We start from the raw sequence: 18,540 nt of genomic DNA, 5'->3' as shown, positions 1-18,540 counted from the left end.
GATGAGCGTTCAGCAACTTCTGCAAGAGGCCAAGGCAGCCTCAGCTGCGATGGGTAGAGCAAACAGCTCGGCGAAAAATCAAGCGCTTGAGACCATCGCGTCAGAGCTTGAAAAGAATTCAGCCTTAATAATTGCGGCAAATGAGCTTGACATGTCGGCGGCGCAAAAAAATGATGTAAGTCAGGCACTTCAGGATAGATTGCGCCTTGATCAGGCGAGGGTATCTTCGTTAGCCACTTCTCTTAGGAAAATCGCTCAACTAGATGATCCAATCGGAGAGTCGGTTCGGGGCATGACGCTACCGAATGGCTTACTGGTTCAGCAGATCAGGGTACCGTTTGGCGTGATCGGCTGCATCTACGAGGCTCGGCCAAACGTGACAATTGACATTGCAGGCCTAGCAATCAAGAGCGGAAATTGCGCCGTGCTAAGAGGCGGCAGTGCTGCCGAAAACACCAATAAAAGCCTAATTTCGGTCATCCAAGCCGGACTAGAAAAAACAGGATTACCGAAGTCCGCTGTTTCCACTGTTGATCCTTTTGGCAGAGATGGTGCCGTTGAGCTTATGAAGGCTAACGGTCTGGTTGATGTTCTAATCCCTCGCGGATCCGCGAGCCTTATTCGAACAGTTGTGACTGAATCCACCGTCCCTGTAATTGAAACCGGAGACGGTGTGGTGCATATTTTCGTGGACGCCTCGGCAGATCTAGCCACGGCGATTCCTATTATTATCAACTCTAAGGTTCAGCGCCCTTCGGTATGTAACTCTCTGGAGACATTGCTTGTGCACGCTGATGTAGCGGAAAAGATTCTTCCGGCACTCGGAAAAGAATTGAAGGAAAACGGAGTCACAGTCCATGGCTGTGATCAGACTTTGCTGCATATCCCAGACGCGATGTCTGCAACAGACGATGATTGGGCTACCGAGTATTTGAGCTTGGATTTGGCCATACGCGTCATTGCTGATTTAGATTCCGCGCTGACGCACATCGCCAAGTTCTCAACCAAGCACACAGATTCGATCCTGACTTCCGATTCTCTAAACGCAGAACGATTCCTTTCCGAAGTGGATTCCTCGGTAGTTATGGTCAACTCCTCTACGAGGTTTACCGACGGGGGAGAGTTCGGCTTTGGTGCTGAAGTCGGGATTTCCACTCAAAAACTTCACGCTCGGGGTCCAATGGGTCTGCGGGAATTAACATCAACCAAGTGGTTGGTTCGCGGAAGCGGACAAGTCCGAAGCTAAACTAAGGGACGAAGAAGGAGCCACAACATGATTTCCATATTATTTGAGGAAGGTGTGATTATTCATCACACCGAACTGCCGATTCCAGCGTTGCTGTTTGGGGTCATTGCGTTTGCCTCATTCCTGGTTCTGGCCGCAATCACGTGGTCTTATCGAGACGTTGCAAACAGGCATTCTCACAAGGAGTCGGGCTCCAAGGCCGGTCATTAGTCCAAGATGACTTCCAAGCGACGGCGCATTGGTGTGATGGGTGGAACTTTTGACCCAATTCATCACGGTCACCTAGTCGCGGCCAGCGAAGTCGCCTCGGTTTTGAGCTTGGACGAAGTGATCTTTGTTCCAACCGGTCAGCCGTGGCACAAAAAAGCCGTTAGCTCCGCAGAACACCGTTATCTAATGACGGTTATCGCGACTGCCGCTAATCCTCAGTTCACGGTTAGTCGAATTGACATAGACCGACCAGGGGTCACTTACACCGTAGACACTCTTCGCGATCTTTCCGCTCTGATGCCCGATGCCGATCTATTTTTCATCTCGGGCGCGGACGCCATTGCACAAATACTAGCCTGGAAAGAAATTGACGAAATCTGGCCCATGGCCGAATTCATAGCTGTAAGCCGTCCAGGTCACAACCTCGAACTTCCGGAAGCTCCGGAGGGCAACATCTCTGTATTGGAAGTACCTGCTCTTTCAATTTCTTCTACAAACATCCGGCAGCGAGCTGGAGCGAATAAGCCAATTTGGTACCTAGTTCCCGACGGCGTGGTCCAGTACATCGGCAAGCACAAGCTTTACGAGGGGAGCCATGACAACTCCCATGACTAGGCGCGAGCTAAGAGAGCTTGAGAGAGCGGGAACCTCCAGCGAAAATGCTGCTTCTGGCCCGAATAAACATCCGGTACTGAATCAACTACCATTTCAAGACAAGAGCACTGATCTCGTCCCTGAGTCAACCGATCAAATCGAGGTCGAGTCCCCACCGATGTCACGCAGACAGATGCGCGAGCAAGGTCTTCTCGGTCCATCGGACCGAAACAGCACACCGCATTTCTTTCGTGGCATCAACTCAGAGGCGCCCGCACTCGAAAAGGCCTCCGGTTTCCATGCGCCTTCAAGGCGTAGTCTCCGGGATTCTTCGGCGAGCGTTGTTGAGGATTCTGCTGTCGCTTTCGCTGAGGATGAGTCAAGGCTCAGCGCGATTGAGGCGCCCGAGGAGCAGCTGTTTACTGGAGTGAACTTATTTGCCGAACCCAGTACTCAGTCAATAATCCTTGAGGGGATGACCGAAGCAATTTCGCTGCCAATGGACACTGGCGAAATATTCACAACCGGATCTATTTCTATAGTTTCAGACCCAGCCACTGGAGCGCATACTGCGGGTTTTGACTTAGACGGAATTTCTCAAGATCGGGAGAGCGTTTTTGGCGTGGTGTCGACCGTTAGTCCGATAAGCGCCCTGGACCTAATTGACCAGCGCGCATCCATCGGCGTAGTGCCTCAATCTGTGCTGCGAAGGGGATGGTGGAAGCCGTGGGCTCTAGCTGTCTGCGCGCTAGTTCTTGCAATTGCTGCCATACTTGCCAGTATTACCATTCTCGGGGCCATAGGAGGCTAAGTACTTGCCAGCAAGCAAAGACACTATTTCACTAGTTAAAACCGCATCGAAAGCAGCCTCCGACAAGCTTGGAGAGAACATAGTTGCCTTGGATGTCACCGAGCCATTCGCGCTTGCAGAGGTCTTCTTGATGATTAGCGCTACCAATGAGCGTCAGGCTCAGGCAATTGGAGACGCCATTGAAGATGAGTTGCTAAAGCAAAAGGTGAAGGCTCGCTTTCGCGAGGGTAGGCAGACCGGCCGATGGATTTTACTTGATTTTGGAGATCTAATCGTTCACGTTATGCACGAGCAGGAGCGCGAATTTTACTCCCTAGAGCGCCTCTGGAGTGATTGTCCGGTTGTCCCAACTGCCTAGTTTTTTTGTGTAGACTTAGGCACTTCACGGGCCTGTGGCGCAGCTGGTAGCGCACCTGCATGGCATGCAGGGGGTCAGGGGTTCGAGTCCCCTCAGGTCCACCGTGTAAGGCAGACTGCAATTGGAGTCCATTTCGATGTCAGCGAGCAAGCCTTCTAAGAAAATTCTCTTGAGCCACACTTCCGGTAGCTCTTGTCACTGATCCCATGTGATGCCCCATCTCAGCCGTCAATCCGCTGTCAATTCGGCATCTGACATAGATGACGATGACTAAGTGCCACAAAATGTTTGAGTAACTCTTTCTTCGAATTTTGGTGGTGTCATTAAGTCTTCGTCAGCTGGGTCAATTTGATAAGGATTAGCCAAAACCCGACATAAGCGTCTGAAGGGTAAAAAGTCATTATTTTCAACCGCGGCGTCAATAGCAAACTGCACCTGATGATTCCTCGCAATGACTGCCGGGTTTGCTTGGCGCATAGACGATAAAGTCTCGTTATCTTTTGCCCGCAGTTCCTGCCATTGTTTAATCAACGCAGTCACGACGTCTGAATCCTCAAATAGATTAATGACGACTTGATCCGACTCACCTTCAGCCACCTGGGTCAGGCTACTGAAAAAAACCGTGAAATCAACACCGTTCCGAGCCATCGCGGCTAGAAACTCGCTGGTGAGTTGCTTGGTTTGTTCATTGCTGTCAGGAAAGCCGAATTTCTGTGTTAACCCCGATTGATAAGCCTTTTGAAACTGCGGCATAAATTCCGAAAGGCACTGTTGCGCCAGTTCAATAGATTTTTCTTGATCTTCATCAAATAGCGATAACAATGTCTCGGCCAATCGAGTCAAATTCCATTGAGCAATCGCTGGCTGTTGGTCCCAAGCGTAACGGCCCTGAGTATCGATTGAACTGAACACTTTTTTGGGGCTAAATTCATCCATAAAAGCACAGGGCCCGAAGTCGATGGTTTCACCAACAATTGACACGTTATCGGTATTCATAACACCGTGGATAAAGCCAACAAGCATCCATTCAGCGATGAGTTCGGCTTGTCTTTTGCCAACGGCAGATAATAAATCAAGATATTTTGACGTCGATTGCTCCAGTTCGGGGAAATGTTTTGCAATAGTGAAATCAGCTAACGCTTTTACACCACTTGTTACTGGTTGCGACTGGAAAGACCGCGTGTTTGCTGCCTGAGCATTAGCGAATTGAAAACTGCCCACACGCAAGTGGCTCTGTGCCGAACGCACCAATATAGCTCCGGGGTTTAGTTGCTCCCGTGCGACTGAATCTCCGGTCGCCAACATAGCAATCGACCGAGTGGTTGCAATACCTAAACCCGCCATCGCTTCACTCAGCAAATATTCTCGCATCACCGAACCCAAGGTTGCTCGACCATCGCCACCTCGAGAAAACTGACTTCGACCTGACCCCTTGAGTTGAAAATCGAGATACTTTCCTTCAGCAGTCTTTACCTGCCCCAACATGTGCGCGCGGCCGTCGCCCAGTGTTGGCGACCAATGACCAAACTGATGACCCGAGTAGGCCAACGCGATTGGGCGATTGTCATCATTAATACTGCTACCCGAAAGGATTGACAAAGCCTGTTCACTGTTAAACCAACTAGCGTCGATGCCTAACTGCCTCAGTAGGTTCTTGTTGAGCTCAATTAGTGACGGTGAGGCCGTCGGAACAGGTATGGATTCAGCAAACATTTCTCTAGGTAGATCTCTATAGTGCTGAAAACAGATTGGATTTTCGCCAGTGGCGGTTCGATTGGTATTCATAATTTCCCATTAATGCCGGTCAATAAGCCTTTTCATAGCTCGAGAGACTTACTAGAAGATTATCACATCGCCTTTTATTGCTTATTTTCTAGCCCTCATAGTTCAAGCAAAGGGTAGAGGTATTAGATTCCTCGCCGATACTTTTTTATATTTGGTTTCCCTTTCGATTTTTTACCGAGCGAAGCGGATAACCATGATGACCTTACCCCTAGAGACTTAGTTGCCCTTTTAGGAGCCGGTTCGCGGAAACGCACAATATTTCTTTAGCAGACTGTAATTAGAGGCTGATGGCCGGTACTCACCGATACAGCCTGGTGTTGGAGATGCCGGGGTCTTTCGACACGTCGGCCCGCTTAGGACACTGCAGCCCGCGGCGTTCGTCGCGGCGGGGCGGGAGGCACTTCCTTGGCGGCCACCACTAGCGGTAGTGCAATCACAACGTCGGAGCGTCGGGTGCGGACGGTGCACTCGCCGTCGGACTTTCCCACCAGCTCGCCCAGAGCATCCGTCAGCCCGCCGTCGATGCGGTATCTGACGACCACCCGAATGCCGAGTGGGGCGCTCGAAAGAAAGTGCTTGGGCGCTGGCAATGGGTAACTCACCCCTTCATGCTAGACGCGGGATGCCAAATAACACGCCCGCTAGCGCGCAATTTTGTTCGTTTCGTGAGCTAGCCCCAGGCTTACCGTGGTTTTGGGCATCATTCCCATAGGACCCCACCGTGTGTTTCTCATACTGAGTTTGCGTCTGCAAGTTTTTCTGTCGATCTTGTTTGGTTTTTATCAAGCGATTTATGAACATAAAGTTGTAAATAATGGCGATGATTTCCAGCAAATTTTCAGTAATCTGACTTAGACTTCCTCAAAGTTATATACCTCCAAGAAAGGGTAGAAGTGGCCTCTCATAATCCTGCTTTCAACCAAAGCATGCGTTCCGGACTAGCCTCTGCGAACCAGAATCAAGTCAACGTTGAATTTGATCGCATGACCTCGAAGCCCATGACCATGGCGGGAACTACCTCAAAGGTCCTAGGCATGTTTTTGGCAGTACTGGTTGGAGCAGGTGCGACTTGGTACTTGGAGCTTTACTCCCTATTTTTCCCTGCAATGTTCGTCGGCTTAGGTCTTGGTCTTTGGGCAAGTTTCAGCAAGAAGGTCCGTCCAGGTCTTTACATGGCATACGCGTTGGTTCAGGGCGTTTTCATCGGCAGCATTAGTGGCCTGTTGGAGTCTTTCTACCCCGGAATTGTGCAGACTGCTGTTATTGGAACCTTTGCAACTGCCGGCACGATGTTTGCGGCCTACCGTTTTGGGTGGATAAAAGTAAACCAGCGCTTTACTCGATTCATGACTTTTGCGGTGACTGGCTATCTTGTCTTTGCGCTTGTAAACCTCGGGTTCGCAATGTTTGCCGGCATAAGTATTTACAGCTCACCATTCGGTTGGCTAATTGCCTTGGTTGGAGTAGGCCTAGCTGCGTTCACTTTGAATCTCGACTTTGAGGTTATTAGCCAGGGCGTTAGCCAGGGCTGGCCCGAGGAGATGGAGTGGCGAGCTGCATTTGGTCTGACGGCCACTCTCATCTGGCTATACGTTGAGATTCTTCGATTGCTTTCTATTTTCAACCAAAACTAAGAGGCCCGTTTCTCCCATTGCTGCCATAGCTGGCGAAGGTCCCAAGCGTTTTCGGCAAGTATTGAAACCCCTCGCACTCCGGTACGGCGAGTTTTTCCAGATATTAGAAGCAGCTTATTTTGAAACAACAACTGGCTGCATCGACGTTGTGCCTCGTCAAAGAAGGTGGCATCTGCAATGCCGGATCCGTCGTCCAGGCTAATAAATACGACCCTCTTGCCACTGCGCATAGGTGGAGTTTGGGTAGCAATTCGGACTCCGGCCACCAGAACCTCGGTGTTGCTCCTTAGCGAGCCAACTTCACTTGCCCGCACAACTCCCATCTCTTCTAGCATCTGCTGGAACTTTTGAATCTGGTGCTCGGAGATGTCCATCCCGGTAACAGCCATTTCGGCTTCAAGTTTTTGTTGCCTGGTGGGCGCAGTGTTGCCCACTGGTAATTGATCAAGGTTTGTTAGGTCAAATGCCAGCTGATTTTTATCAATTTTGGGCGCAGCCTTTGAGCTGATCTGTCTAACCTTTACCAGGAGATCACTTCGGTTGTGGATCGATTCTTCATTCGATACTCCGGCTATTGTGTCCAGCGCGCCCACTAGTGCAAGGCGCTCTAGAGTTCTCCTCGAAGGCCTGGCTCTCAGATAGAAGTCAGTCACATCTGTGTAGGGTTGCTCGCAAATTATTCGATCCATCTCAGGTCTTGAGATACCGGAAATTTCACCGAGTGAGACCCTCACTCCAAGCTCTTTGCCACTTTTCTGGACAACGTACTGACTGGTTGAATAATTTACGTCAATTCCAAGAAGTTGAACTCCCAATCTTCTAGCTTCCGCGAGCAGCAATCTTCTTGGGTACATTCCAGGGTCGTGCGTCAGCAGTCCAGCTATGAACTCGGTGGGGTAGTGAGTTTTTAGCCAAGCCGAATGATACGTGGGGACTGCAAACGCAGCGCCGTGTGCCTTGCAGAATCCAAAGCTTCCAAAGCCTTCGAGGATTGACCACACGCGATCGATTACGGCAGGAGTGTAATCTCTGGCGGCGGCTGACTTTTTGAAGTAGCGCTGAACTATACGAGCCTTATCTGGCTTACCCAGCTGTCGACGCATCTCATCAGCCCTGGCTAATGAGCAACCCGTCATTACCTGCATTATGCGCATCAGCTGCTCATGAAAGACCACTACTCCGTAGCTTTCTTTGAGGATGTCATGAAGATCTGGATGCATGTAGTCCGGTTGGATAAATCCGTGTCTGCCATCAAGGTAGGGCTTAATCATGTTGCCCTTCATTGGCCCCGGTCTGAAGAGTGAAATCTGCATTGTGAGGTCATTGAACTTGGTTGGTTGATGTTTGCCGGTGAGCTCTCTTTGACCTGGGCTTTCGATTTGAAACAACCCCAGGGTGTTGGTGGTCCTGATCATCTTGTAGACGGCGGGATCATCTCTTGTGACTTTGTCTAAATCGAGGTCAATATTTTTGACTCGTTTGATCTCCTTTATTGTGTAGGCCATTGCACTTTGCATCCGCACGCCTAGTACGTCTAGCTTTAGAAAGCCCATGGGGTCCATGTCGTCTTTATCAAACTGGCTCATAGGTAAGCCCATCCCGCTCGGTTCGGTTGGGGTTAGGTCAAGAAGTCTTGAGTTTCCTAAAATCACGCCGCAGGGGTGCATTGAAATGTGCCTAGGCAACCTATCTAGTCGCTGGGTTATATCAACCAGCAGGTTTAGCTTGCGGTCAGATTCGGTGAGCTTGGAAAAGTTTGCAAGCTCGGGCTTATTCGACATTTCTGACCGAAAGTTTTTTGCCGAAAATCGCCACATGTTTTTAGCAATCTCGTCAACCTGCTGGTCGTCTAATCCAAGTGCCATTCCACCGTCTCTGACTGCACCCCTGCCTCGATAGGTGGACTGCATTGAAAGTAGGGTCACTCGTTTACCGCCGTAGCGCCGAAAGATCGCGCGATAAATCTCGTGTCGCCTAGCAGATTCAACATCAATGTCTATGTCTGGCAAGGTGCTGCGTTCTGTTGAAAGAAATCTTTCGAATAGCAGGCCCTCTTCTATTGGGTCAACGCTGCTTATGCCCAGCAAGTAGTTGATTAAAGAGCCAGCGCCGGAACCTCTCGCCGCAATTCTTATGCGCATGTCTCTAATCATTTGAGCCACATCGGCAACCGTTAGAAAGTAGGTTGCAAACCCAAGCTTGTTTACCGCTATCAACTCCTTGGAGAGTCGATGCTGAACAGTTGCAAGTTCGGCTGCCTTGATTCCTGGGTAGCGCAAGCTAATTGCAGCATGACTTCTTTGCCAGAGAACTTCGAAGGGGTTTTCTGTCACCCCAAGCGAAGATTGCTCTGGAGTCTTCGGCTGGTTCCAGCCACAATCGCCAATTGGATCTAGGGAGCACTTTTGAGCTAGAAGTTCTGTTGCTCTTAGAAGCGCCACTGACTCATTGGTGTCTTCGGTTACCTCTAGCGCGAGTGTTGCCATCCGATGTGATGGCTTTAGCCAGGCCTGGGCGTTTGGCTGGGGGGTAAATAGGCCTAGAGGTTCCAAATATCTTGCGGAATCTAAAATATCTGCGGTCAGGGCACCATCCGGCTCTATGTAGCGAACCGCGTTGGTTATAACCGGAGGAATACCAACTGTTTTTGCCAGATCAAACATTGCCTTTGCGTGCTGTGCGGAACCTAATTTACCGGGCTCAGTCATGTGATTCACTACTTCGATGGCAAGTGCAGCCGAGGCTGGAAAATACTCTCGCCACATCGTCGCTAAGTCACGTGCACTGGTTTTGGAGGTGAGCACAGCATCAGCTAGGGAGCTTTCAAGGCCAACCAATATCGTGCAGGAAGTTTCTTCCTTGAAAAAGCCAGCAAGGTCACTAATTTTTATCGAGACATCTTTTTTCCCGCCTTTTCGCTCCTGCGCTTGAGAGATGATGCGGCATAGTGTCGCCCAGCCCCTGCCTGAGTTGTTTCCGTGAGCCAGAATCAGAACGCGACCCAGGGATTTATCTGCGGTCACTTCTAGGCTGACACCCACGATCGGAGCTATGCCTCTAGATATGCAAGCTCCTATATGCTTTATTGCCCCGTAGAGGCCGTCTCGATCAGTTATTGCTAAAGATTCACAGCCCATTGAGCTTGCGGCCGCACAAAGCTGCTCAGGTCTGTTTACGCCATAGTGGGCGGAGAAGGCGGAGCTAACATTTAGATGAGTGAAGCTCATTTAGGGCGCGGCTTGCTCAATTTCCCAGTTGTCATCGGGCATTTGGTGCCTTAGCTGGAAAAAGTATCTATCGTTAGGGCTTGCCGCCCACAAGCGCCACATTTCTGTCTCAACCAGGTTTTGGCCCTGACCGGGGTGGGCCTGACCTGCATGTTGCCACCAGAGTGATCTGGAGTACCAACGAACTGGACGGGATGTGGTCAAAAAGAGAGCATTGCGCCAGGTAAAGCAAGCCGGAGCACCGTCAGCATCAAGCACGACACCGGTGACTAATTCTGTTTCCAAAGCTAGCGCCCCTTCTAACTATTCGAACAAGTGTTCGAATAGTTAGAAGTGTAAGTCTTAGCTAAGACATTTACAAAATTGCCTGGAAGTTATGGCTCAGTTTTTTGTTTTTTACTATTCCCAGGGCTCAAAAAATCTAAAAACCAATCAATTCTTCCGGTGCATCTTTGCAAGATTTCGATTCCAGCAAAGGCGGCTGCCTTGAGGTTTGCCTCTAATGGCTCGTAGCTAGCCTAAAACTAACAAGGCCTAAGAAAGCATTCAGGAGGTTGGGCACGCTAATAGCCTTCGAGCGACAAACTCAAAGACCATCTGGTTTTTATTAGGCAATCGAAAGGTCGTCGCTTTGGGAAGAGTTGGTGAGAAGAGCTAGGCGTTTGCGAAATGAGCTGAGCCTTTTTAGGTTTGAGATCGGAATGTTTTGCCAATGACTTACGCCTCTGATGCCCTGAAGCGCTGAGAGGCTCCACACTTCGCAGCCCGCTAGGTCCTCTGGCTTCGAATTCACGAAGGCAGTTTCGAATCCTGCCTGATTTGCCATCTCGAAAACAATTTCTCTGGTGATGGATGGAAGCCACTCAGTTGAATTATCAGGTCCGCAAAGCACGTCGTCGCGCCACCAAACGATTGACGACAGCGCTCCATCTGCAACGTTCCCGTTGGCATCGAGAATGACCGCTTCGTCGGCGCCATGGAGGTTAGCTTTTCTTCTAAGCTTTTGGCAAACCGAGAGATCAGGGCCCTTGACTTGAGCGTCAACCCGAGGGTCAGGCTCGTCTAGTGACCATAGAGAGCAGGTAAGAGTCCTAATCGGTGCTTGACGGAGTCGGAAAAATAACTGCTCACCAGGGTTTTGTTCCTTGCGAAATTCGATTCTTGGAAACCAATCACCTTGCAACGGAATTGCGGACACGACGGCTTCAAAAAAGCCGCTCAGGTCCTGCTGCTGTATTTTGGTAACTGAACCAGAAAACCGCGCAAAGTGCCGTTCGATAACTCGGGTTGAACCGTTGGAAACCAGCCAGCTGTCTGCCACGCTAAGAGTGGTTGGTATGGCGTGGTCAATCGGATTCAGCTCACCGCCGGTGAATTGAAAGAAATCTCCAGTTACGCTCATCTTGTCTAGAGTACGGGGCTGAAAAAGGATTAGATGCCACTTTATTATGAACGCATAGCAGGGTGGAGCCCCGTGCCCGATACTTTCGTGGCTTTTTTCGGGAGCAAACCAAACTCATTCTGGCTCGACCGGGAGCATCACCATGACGCTCGATTTTCGATAATTGGCTCCGGACCAAGGACTTCCCAGTTGCCGGAGTATGCCAAAAATGAGCAAAATCACAACTTGCCGTTTGGTTTTCGACCGGGCTTCGTTGGCGTCATTGAATATGAACTACCCGAAAAAGGACCACTGGTTGTATCGGGCATTGAGGTGGACAGGGCCTTTGTCTACGATCACGACAATCGCGCCATGTTTTTTGTTGGAGAGTTTGCAGATAAGGGATCTTTCGCGGAATGGTTTCATGCCGCCCTGTTACGTTTGGCTTTGTCCGGGGGAGATGCGGCCAACTATGCGCTTAATCACGACGCTGCTACCGCGGCCATCTTTGAAGTCAAGGATGCTAAGGCTGATTATCTTTCAAATATCGAAAAGGCTAAAGATCAAATCGCCAAAGGTGAGATCTACCAGCTCTGCCTGACAACTGAACTGTCGGGGGGTTATGTTGGGGATCCACTTGCGTTGTTTCTTCGACTCAGAAAAGACCATGGCGCGCCCTACTGCAGCTATCTAAAAGTAGGTGGCGTTAGTTATTTGAGTATTTCTCCTGAAAGATTCTTGACAGTCTCTGGGGTGAGGGTCACCAGTTCACCCATCAAGGGGACTCGTGCTCGATCGAGTGATCCTGAAATCGATTCGGCCTTGCAGGCATCGCTCGGGGCCGATGAGAAAGAGCGAGCAGAAAACCTAATGATTGTTGATTTGATCAGAAATGATCTGTCTTTGGTCTGTACGGCTCAATCAATCACGGTCGAGTCTCTATTGGCGCTGCGGTCATATTCGACCGTCCATCAACTTGAATCTGATGTTGCCGGCGAGCTGGCGAATGCTAAGACTGGCTTTGACGCGCTGAGCGCTTTGTTCCCGGGTGGTTCAATGACCGGTGCTCCAAAAATTAGGGCCTGCGCATTAATTTCGGAGCTCGAGAATAGGCCCAGAGGTGCTTATTCGGGTGCGATTGGCTGGGTCAGCCCATCAGGCGACATGGATCTTGGAATGGTTATTAGAACGGCTATCTTCGAAAATCAAACTGTCAGCATTTCCGTGGGTGGGGGCATTACCTCTGGATCGGATCCCGAAATCGAGCACACGGAAATGCAATTGAAGGCACTAGCTCTAGTTCAGGCAATGGGCGCCTCGGTGAATTGGTAACCTATAAGTTCGCTAAGCAAAAGGTCAATAATTGCAAGAAGATTACAACGTAACAGCCATTCAAGATAAGTGGTTGCCGGTATGGGATGACCTGAAGCCTTTTGACTCGTCTAGAAAAGACGACACGAGACCCACTAAGTATGTTTTGGACATGTTCCCATACCCTTCTGGTGACTTGCACATGGGCCATGCGGAGGCCTACGCGCTTGGCGATGTTATTGCTCGTTATTGGGGTCAAAAGGGCTACAACGTTATGCACCCAATTGGATGGGATGCTTTTGGGTTGCCTGCCGAAAACGCGGCAATAAAGCGCGGACTAGACCCAAGAGCCTGGACCTACGAAAACATTGCTCAGCAAAAAGCCTCTATGCGCAGGTATGCCTGCAGTTTTGACTGGGACAGAGTGCTGCAGACCTGTGACCCGAGTTACTATCAGTGGAACCAATGGTTGTTTCTAGAGCTCTACAGTCGCGGTCTTGCCTACCGCAAGAACTCGAACGTGAACTGGTGTCCGAGCTGCCAAACGGTGCTGGCCAATGAGCAGGTAGTCCAGGGTCTTTGCGAGCGTTGCGACTCGGTTGTTACCAAGAAGTCTCTGACTCAGTGGTACTTCAAAGTGACTGATTACGCAGATCGACTCCTTGATGACCTAAGCCAACTAGAGGGCAAATGGCCCTCCAAGGTGCTCTCAATGCAGCGCAACTGGATCGGAAGATCGCAGGGTGCAAATATTAATTTTGCAATCGAAGGCATGGATCAGAAGATTTCGGTGTTTACCACTCGACCTGACACCTTATACGGAGCCACCTTTATGGTTTTGGCAGCCGACAGTGAGCTAGCTCAGGAGCTTGCCAGTGCCGCATCCAAAGAAATTCACGAACAGTTCAATAGCTACCTCGAGGAAGTCAAGAAGGCCAACGACATCGAGCGTTTGGCTACCGACCGCAAGAAAACCGGCGTGTTCTTGGGCCACTATGCGTTGAACCCAATAAACGATGAACGAATCCCAGTCTGGGTTTCCGATTATGTTTTGGCTGATTACGGAACCGGAGCAATCATGGCGGTTCCCGCCCATGATGATCGCGACATTGAGTTTGCAAAGACTTTTGGCCTGCCAGTATTCATGGTTGTCGACACCGGTGAAGAGGACCCAGCCGTGTCTGGAATTGCAACCAGCGGCGACGGTGTCATCGTGAACTCTGGAGAACTGAATGGTCTAAACAAGTTGGATGCAATCTCCAAGGCCATCGAGCTAGTTGAAGCGAAGGGCACCGGCAAGGGTGCGAAGAACTTTAGGCTTAGAGACTGGTTGATTTCTAGGCAACGCTACTGGGGAACGCCGATCCCAATCATTCACTGTGAAAAGTGCGGGGAAGTGCCGGTACCCGCCGATCAACTTCCAGTTGAGTTGCCGGCTAGCGAAGGCCTAGACCTTGCACCGAAGGGGACTTCGCCTCTTGGGGCCGCGTCGGACTGGTTAAATGTTGATTGTCCAAAATGTGGCGGCAGAGCCAAACGAGACTCTGACACCATGGACACTTTTGTTGACAGTTCCTGGTATTTTTTGAGGTTCCTAAACCCAAATTCTGATGAAGTTCCGTTCGAAAAGGAGCAAGCAGAAAAGTGGGCCCCGGTTGACCAGTACGTCGGTGGCGTGACTCATGCTATTTTGCACTTGCTCTATGCGAGGTTCTTCACCAAAGTGCTTCACGACATTGGAATGGTTGATTTTGAAGAGCCCTTTACTAGGTTGCTAAACCAGGGCATGGTCTTGATGAGCGGCTCAGCCATGAGCAAGTCCAGGGGCAATTTAGTTCGTCTCAGTGAGCAGCTCGATATTCACGGGGTAGATGCAATTCGTCTTACCATGGCATTCGCGGGACCACCGGAGGATGACATCGACTGGTCCGATGTTTCGCCAGCTGCGTCGGCTAAGTTCTTGGCACGCGCTTGGCGCATCGCCCAAGATGTCACTAGCAAACCAGAATCCAATTTCGCTTCGGGAGACAAAGGGGTCCGTAAGGCAACCCACCAGTTCTTAGCCGGATTCAAAGAGGCAATCGAGAGCCATAAGTTCAACGTGGGCGTGGCCAAGGCCATGGAGTTAACTAACCACCTACGCAAGGCAATTGACCAAGGCGTCGGCCCAGCTGACATTGCTGTCAGAGAGGGCGCCGAGGAGCTAGCGAAGGCACTAAGCCTCTTCGCTCCCTACACTGCAGAGGACATGTGGCAGCTGCTTGGTCACGAGCCGACAGTGGCACTAGCTCAATTCGCAGAAGTTGAGAGTGAGCTACTTGTCGAGCAAAAGGGCATCGCCATCGTGCAGATTGACGGCAAGCTGCGGGACAAATTCGAGGTGGATGTCTCTATCTCGGAGGATGAGCTCAGAGAGTTGGCACTAAGTTCCGAGCTAGTTAAAAAGACACTTCAAGGCAAGGAAATTTCAAACATAATTGTGCGTGCTCCGAAGCTCGTAAACATAGCCACCAAGTAGCGGTTTTTCTACAACATTTTTAGCCGCTAGTAGTCCAGTTGATTTTTGGTGCATTTTGTTTCGATGCAGAAAATACTTCAATGGCTAAACGCTCTGGATTCTAAAAAGCGCAAGCAGCTTTATCTTGCCGGAGGGCTCGTTGCGATACTGCTCGGCGTTTTACTTTCAAACTCCAGCGCACCTAAAGTGCAAGATGCAATAGTCGAGCAAAGTGCAAACTTCACAGTGTCCGGTGAGATTTTTATTCACGTAGTTGGCGAAGTATTAAAGCCTGGTCTATACGAGCTTTCCTATGGATCCCGGGTCCGAGACGTTATCGACGCTGCAGGGGGTTTTACTATTCTTGCCGTCCAGTCAAGCGTCAACTTAGCTCGACTAGTTTCCGATGGCGAGCAGGTAGTGATACTCGCAGAGTCCCAAATGGCCACTGACTCTGGTCAGGGTTTCATTTCCTTAAATAGAGCTTCTAGCTCACAGTTGGAGTTACTGCCGGGCATCGGACCGGCACTGGCGGGTCGGATTCTGGCATACCGGGACGAAATTGGGTCATTTGCCAGTGTCGAGCAGCTGCTAGAAGTTACGGGTATCGGCAGTAAATTGTTTGAAGACATAAAGGGCTCAATTACTTTGTGATTATTTTCGTTGCGGCTACCTACTGGATGATTCTTTGGGTTACCGCCTTGCCCGGCTCAAGCTCCCAGATCAAACTTTCCTATCCGAGAATCGAATTTATCGAAGGTCTCAGGGCCGTTTTTCTTTTTCGTGCCCAGGGGGTAAGTCCAGACGCAAAGGCGCTAGTGGGTGGGCTTGCAATCGGGGAGCGAGAGCTTCTATCTCCTGAGATGGCTGAGAACATGAAAACCCTTTCACTCACCCACCTGGTGGCGGTATCCGGCGCGAATCTCGCCATAATAATGGGGGTCATATATCTAATCACGGCCACTTTTGGGCTCGCAAGAAACACTAGATTCACATCCGCTCTCGTGGTGATGGTCGCCTACATTCTGGTGGTCGGCCCGGAGTCAAGTGTGCTGAGATCTGCGACTATGGCAACTTTTGTTGCAGTGGGTCTATGGCTTGGGAGGGGGGCAAAACCACTAATTTCATTGGCCTGGGCTGTTATCTTTTTGTTGGCTGTCGATCCGGGCCTGGCGACGGATTTTGGCTTCGCCCTTTCGGCGCTGGCTACGGTTGGGCTTTTGACGATGGCTGTCCCAATCTACAAATGGCTATCAGGCTTTATGCCTCGCCTGATCGCAATTGGAATTGCGGCAAGCTTTTCAGCCCAACTAACAACAACGCCGGTTTTACTGATGCTCCAACCGTCGATCCCAATATATTCAGTGTTGGCAAATCTCATCGTCGAGCCAGTAGTGGCTCCGGTTACGATTCTTGGGATCCTGGCCCTAATCCTTGCCTATCCGCTTCCGTTTCTGAGTTCCGCAGTGAGCTATTTGGCCTCGATTGGGACTTGGTGGATAACACTGGTAGCCAACGAAGTATCAGCATGGCCGGCCGCGAGAGTGCATTTTGTGGCGGGTCCGGCTGGCATCGTTTTGGCTGCGCTTATCGTGCTTTTATGTCTTGGGCTTTACCAACCTCGGCTCGTGAAGTATCGAGTGGGCTTTGCTGCCTCACTGGCTGGGGTATTGCTCTTGTCTGCGGCCTGGTCGACCATCGATCAGATTCGGTTTCAGGGCTTTGACGGTGAGTGGGAGGTGGTGAACTGCGATGTGGGACAGGGTGATGCGCTCGTAATTAGAAGCCAGGGCGTTATTGCCCTAATTGATGTCGGAAGAAAACCAGACCCGGTACGTGAGTGTTTGGATAATTTGAAGGTGACTCAGATTGACCTATTGGTCATCACCCACTTCGATGCGGATCACGCAGGTGGAATCTATGGTGCACTAGATGGAAGAAAAGTAAAAACAGCCGTCATATCGGGATTTGCTGACGATCGTCCCCTGGTCTCCTTGGTTGCATCCGCCCTTGCTCAGTCGCGAGTGGAGGTACTAACTGGCTTTGCTGGTATGGGCGGAAAGCTTGGTGAGCTCAACTGGAAAGTTCTGGCTCCAACTGCGAAGGCCACCGAGGCTAAGGACAGCAATGACGCATCGGTAATAGTGGCGTTTACGGGTGAGAAGTATGGCGTTCTCGCACTGGGTGACTTGGGAGCCGCCGGTCAAACACGTTTGATGAGGAATGCTGGCGGAGCCTTGAGCGAACTGGCGCATTCACCGCTTCTATTGAAAGTCGCCCACCATGGCTCTGCTGATCAGTCAAGTCAGCTGTTTGAAATGCTTTCTGCCGATGTGGCGATTTTTTCAGTCGGACAGAATCCCTACGGGCATCCAACTAAGAAAGCACTTGATCAGGCGACTCTAAGCGGGGCAATAGTAGTTAGAACCGATGAACTTGGGTCTGTCGCTTTTAGATTCGAAGAGCAATCATGGAAGATTTCAAGCGCGGGTAAACTAACGGCGTGACTAATGGACGAACGGTTAGCTGGCATCAGGCCGAGCCTGCCAACCTTGTTTTGATATCCGGTCCTGAGTCTTACTTTGCATCGCGCGCAACCAGGCTGATAAAGGACAAGTTGCGAGCTGGTCACGAACATTTAGAGGTAAACGAGGTTGGCGATGGAGAATATTCCCCAGGCTTGATTTTTAGCTTGGCTTCACCCTCACTGTTTAATGAGCCACGACTTGTAATCATTAGCGCCGCGTCTGAGGGTTTAGCCGAAGATCTAGAGCAGTTGCTCACAGAACCTGCGGAAAACTGCACGATAGTGGTCCGTATTTCTAACCTGGTTGGCCACAATGGCAAACTAAAAAAACAACTTTCTGCATCTGCCCTAAACATTTCTTGTGAAGAGGTAAAAAAAGATGTCGACCGGATCGACTTCATAAAGCGAGAATTTCAGAGACTTCAGACTCCAATTGACCAGCCGGCCATTAGGGCTCTGGTAGCCGCCTTCGGTTCGGACATGGGTGAGCTAGGCGCCGCTTGTGATCAATTGGCAAATTCGGGAGCATCGAAGGTTTCACTTATTGAGGTGGAGCGAACTTTTCAGGGCAGGGTCGAGACAAACGCCTTCAAAATCGCCGATGCTGCGCTAGCTGGGAATGCAAGTGAGGCTATAAGGCTATTTCGACACGGGTTCGCAACCGGTATTGACAGTGTTGCCCTCACCGCTGCACTTTCTATGAAGATTCGACAGCTAGCCAGGCTTTTTAACGACAGGAATGCCCCTGCCGCTGCAATTGGGATGCAACCGTGGCAGCAGGATCGGGCGATAAGAGAACTAGCCGGCTGGAGTGAGCCTCAACTAATCGAACTTGTGCAGCTGGCAGCCCAAACTGATTTCGATGTAAAGGGCGCAAGCAGAGATCCCGAGTACTCCATAGAGAAGCTTTTATTAGCGATGGCTAAATCTGGGCAATAAAAAACCGGGCCATCAGCCCG

15 protein-coding genes and 1 tRNA gene are annotated in these 18,540 nt (G+C 50.5%); 12 read left to right on the top strand and 4 right to left on the bottom strand.

Annotation, left to right across the window (positions count from 1 at the left end; translation table 11 throughout):
- Position 1: 1 nt before the first annotated feature.
- From ABXT50_RS04080 to ABXT50_RS04055, 6 genes are all read left to right on the top strand, one after another.
- Positions 2 to 1,246, top strand: a complete 1,245-nt coding sequence (locus ABXT50_RS04080) for a glutamate-5-semialdehyde dehydrogenase (RefSeq protein ID WP_415273627.1) — start codon at positions 2 to 4, stop codon at positions 1,244 to 1,246.
- Positions 1,247 to 1,273: 27 nt separating this feature from the next.
- Positions 1,274 to 1,456: a hypothetical protein gene (locus ABXT50_RS04075; RefSeq protein ID WP_415273626.1), complete on the top strand. Its 183-nt coding sequence runs from the start codon at positions 1,274 to 1,276 to the stop codon at positions 1,454 to 1,456.
- 6 nt (positions 1,457 to 1,462) lie between these two features.
- Entirely contained in the window at positions 1,463 to 2,071 is a 609-nt protein-coding gene (nadD, locus tag ABXT50_RS04070; protein WP_415273625.1) for a nicotinate-nucleotide adenylyltransferase, read from the top strand.
- A complete protein-coding gene (locus ABXT50_RS04065) occupies positions 2,052 to 2,861 on the top strand; it encodes a hypothetical protein (RefSeq protein WP_415273624.1) in 810 nt (269 codons plus the stop codon). Before nadD ends, ABXT50_RS04065 begins: the two co-directional genes overlap by 20 nt.
- Before the next feature lie 4 nt (positions 2,862 to 2,865).
- Positions 2,866 to 3,219, top strand: a complete 354-nt coding sequence (gene rsfS, locus ABXT50_RS04060) for a ribosome silencing factor (protein ID WP_415273623.1) — start codon at positions 2,866 to 2,868, stop codon at positions 3,217 to 3,219.
- 28 nt (positions 3,220 to 3,247) lie between these two features.
- Positions 3,248 to 3,320 (top strand) — tRNA-Ala (locus tag ABXT50_RS04055).
- 169 nt (positions 3,321 to 3,489) lie between these two features.
- Here the strand turns inward: ABXT50_RS04055 and ABXT50_RS04050 are convergent.
- Positions 3,490 to 5,004 carry a protein adenylyltransferase SelO gene (locus ABXT50_RS04050; protein ID WP_415273622.1) on the bottom strand — a complete coding sequence of 505 codons (1,515 nt, stop codon included), beginning with the start codon at positions 5,002 to 5,004 and terminating at the stop codon, positions 3,490 to 3,492.
- 893 nt (positions 5,005 to 5,897) lie between these two features.
- Between ABXT50_RS04050 and ABXT50_RS04045 the strand changes: the two genes are divergently transcribed.
- Positions 5,898 to 6,638: a Bax inhibitor-1/YccA family membrane protein gene (locus ABXT50_RS04045; protein WP_050816757.1), complete on the top strand. Its 741-nt coding sequence runs from the start codon at positions 5,898 to 5,900 to the stop codon at positions 6,636 to 6,638.
- Here ABXT50_RS04045 and ABXT50_RS04040 read toward each other — a convergent pair.
- The 3 genes from ABXT50_RS04040 to ABXT50_RS04030 form a co-directional block, all read right to left on the bottom strand.
- Positions 6,635 to 9,865: a DNA polymerase III subunit alpha gene (locus ABXT50_RS04040; protein ID WP_415273621.1), complete on the bottom strand. Its 3,231-nt coding sequence runs from the start codon at positions 9,863 to 9,865 to the stop codon at positions 6,635 to 6,637. The genes ABXT50_RS04045 and ABXT50_RS04040 overlap by 4 nt on opposite strands.
- Positions 9,866 to 10,150, bottom strand: coding sequence for a hypothetical protein (locus tag ABXT50_RS04035; protein WP_415273620.1), 285 nt, complete (start codon positions 10,148 to 10,150; stop codon positions 9,866 to 9,868).
- Positions 10,151 to 10,472: 322 nt separating this feature from the next.
- A complete protein-coding gene (locus ABXT50_RS04030) occupies positions 10,473 to 11,267 on the bottom strand; it encodes an aminotransferase class IV (RefSeq protein WP_415273619.1) in 795 nt (264 codons plus the stop codon).
- A 33-nt stretch (positions 11,268 to 11,300) separates the two neighbouring features.
- Here ABXT50_RS04030 and ABXT50_RS04025 point away from each other — a divergent pair, with 33 nt between their 5' ends.
- The 5 genes from ABXT50_RS04025 to holA all read left to right on the top strand — a co-directional run bounded on the left by ABXT50_RS04025 (position 11,301) and on the right by holA (position 18,520).
- Positions 11,301 to 12,578 (top strand): anthranilate synthase component I family protein, encoded by a 1,278-nt coding sequence (locus tag ABXT50_RS04025; RefSeq protein WP_415273618.1) that lies wholly within the window; start codon positions 11,301 to 11,303, stop codon positions 12,576 to 12,578.
- A 31-nt stretch (positions 12,579 to 12,609) separates the two neighbouring features.
- A complete protein-coding gene (gene leuS, locus ABXT50_RS04020; RefSeq protein WP_415273617.1) occupies positions 12,610 to 15,075 on the top strand; it encodes a leucine--tRNA ligase in 2,466 nt (821 codons plus the stop codon).
- Positions 15,076 to 15,138: 63 nt separating this feature from the next.
- Positions 15,139 to 15,708, top strand: a complete 570-nt coding sequence (locus tag ABXT50_RS04015; RefSeq protein WP_415273616.1) for a helix-hairpin-helix domain-containing protein — start codon at positions 15,139 to 15,141, stop codon at positions 15,706 to 15,708.
- Entirely contained in the window at positions 15,705 to 17,561 is a 1,857-nt protein-coding gene (locus ABXT50_RS04010) for a ComEC/Rec2 family competence protein (protein ID WP_415273615.1), read from the top strand. Before ABXT50_RS04015 ends, ABXT50_RS04010 begins: the two co-directional genes overlap by 4 nt.
- A complete protein-coding gene (holA, locus tag ABXT50_RS04005) occupies positions 17,558 to 18,520 on the top strand; it encodes a DNA polymerase III subunit delta (protein WP_415273614.1) in 963 nt (320 codons plus the stop codon). The genes ABXT50_RS04010 and holA overlap by 4 nt, the downstream gene beginning before the upstream one ends.
- The last annotated feature ends 20 nt before the right edge of the window (positions 18,521 to 18,540 follow it).

It is taken from the genome of Aquiluna sp. Uisw_065 (assembly GCF_047731275.1).
In the GTDB taxonomy this organism is placed as follows: Bacteria; Actinomycetota; Actinomycetes; order Actinomycetales; family Microbacteriaceae; genus Aquiluna.
The sequence above is the reverse complement of the archived record's forward strand: the minus strand, read 5'-3'. Positions and strand labels throughout refer to the sequence as shown.

What these genes read in the sequence shown, in the direction of transcription:
- ABXT50_RS04080 (WP_415273627.1), top strand. Translation starts at nt 2, where the DNA reads ATGAGCGTTCAGCAACTTCTGCAAGAGGCCAAGGCAGCCTCAGCTGCG.
- ABXT50_RS04075 (WP_415273626.1), top strand. Translation starts at nt 1,274, where the DNA reads ATGATTTCCATATTATTTGAGGAAGGTGTGATTATTCATCACACCGAA.
- nadD (WP_415273625.1), top strand. Translation starts at nt 1,463, where the DNA reads ATGACTTCCAAGCGACGGCGCATTGGTGTGATGGGTGGAACTTTTGAC.
- ABXT50_RS04065 (WP_415273624.1), top strand. Translation starts at nt 2,052, where the DNA reads ATGACAACTCCCATGACTAGGCGCGAGCTAAGAGAGCTTGAGAGAGCG.
- ABXT50_RS04050 (WP_415273622.1), bottom strand. Translation starts at nt 5,004, where the DNA reads ATGAATACCAATCGAACCGCCACTGGCGAAAATCCAATCTGTTTTCAG.
- ABXT50_RS04040 (WP_415273621.1), bottom strand. Translation starts at nt 9,865, where the DNA reads ATGAGCTTCACTCATCTAAATGTTAGCTCCGCCTTCTCCGCCCACTAT.
- ABXT50_RS04030 (WP_415273619.1), bottom strand. Translation starts at nt 11,267, where the DNA reads ATGAGCGTAACTGGAGATTTCTTTCAATTCACCGGCGGTGAGCTGAAT.
- ABXT50_RS04025 (WP_415273618.1), top strand. Translation starts at nt 11,301, where the DNA reads ATGCCACTTTATTATGAACGCATAGCAGGGTGGAGCCCCGTGCCCGAT.
- ABXT50_RS04015 (WP_415273616.1), top strand. Translation starts at nt 15,139, where the DNA reads ATGCAGAAAATACTTCAATGGCTAAACGCTCTGGATTCTAAAAAGCGC.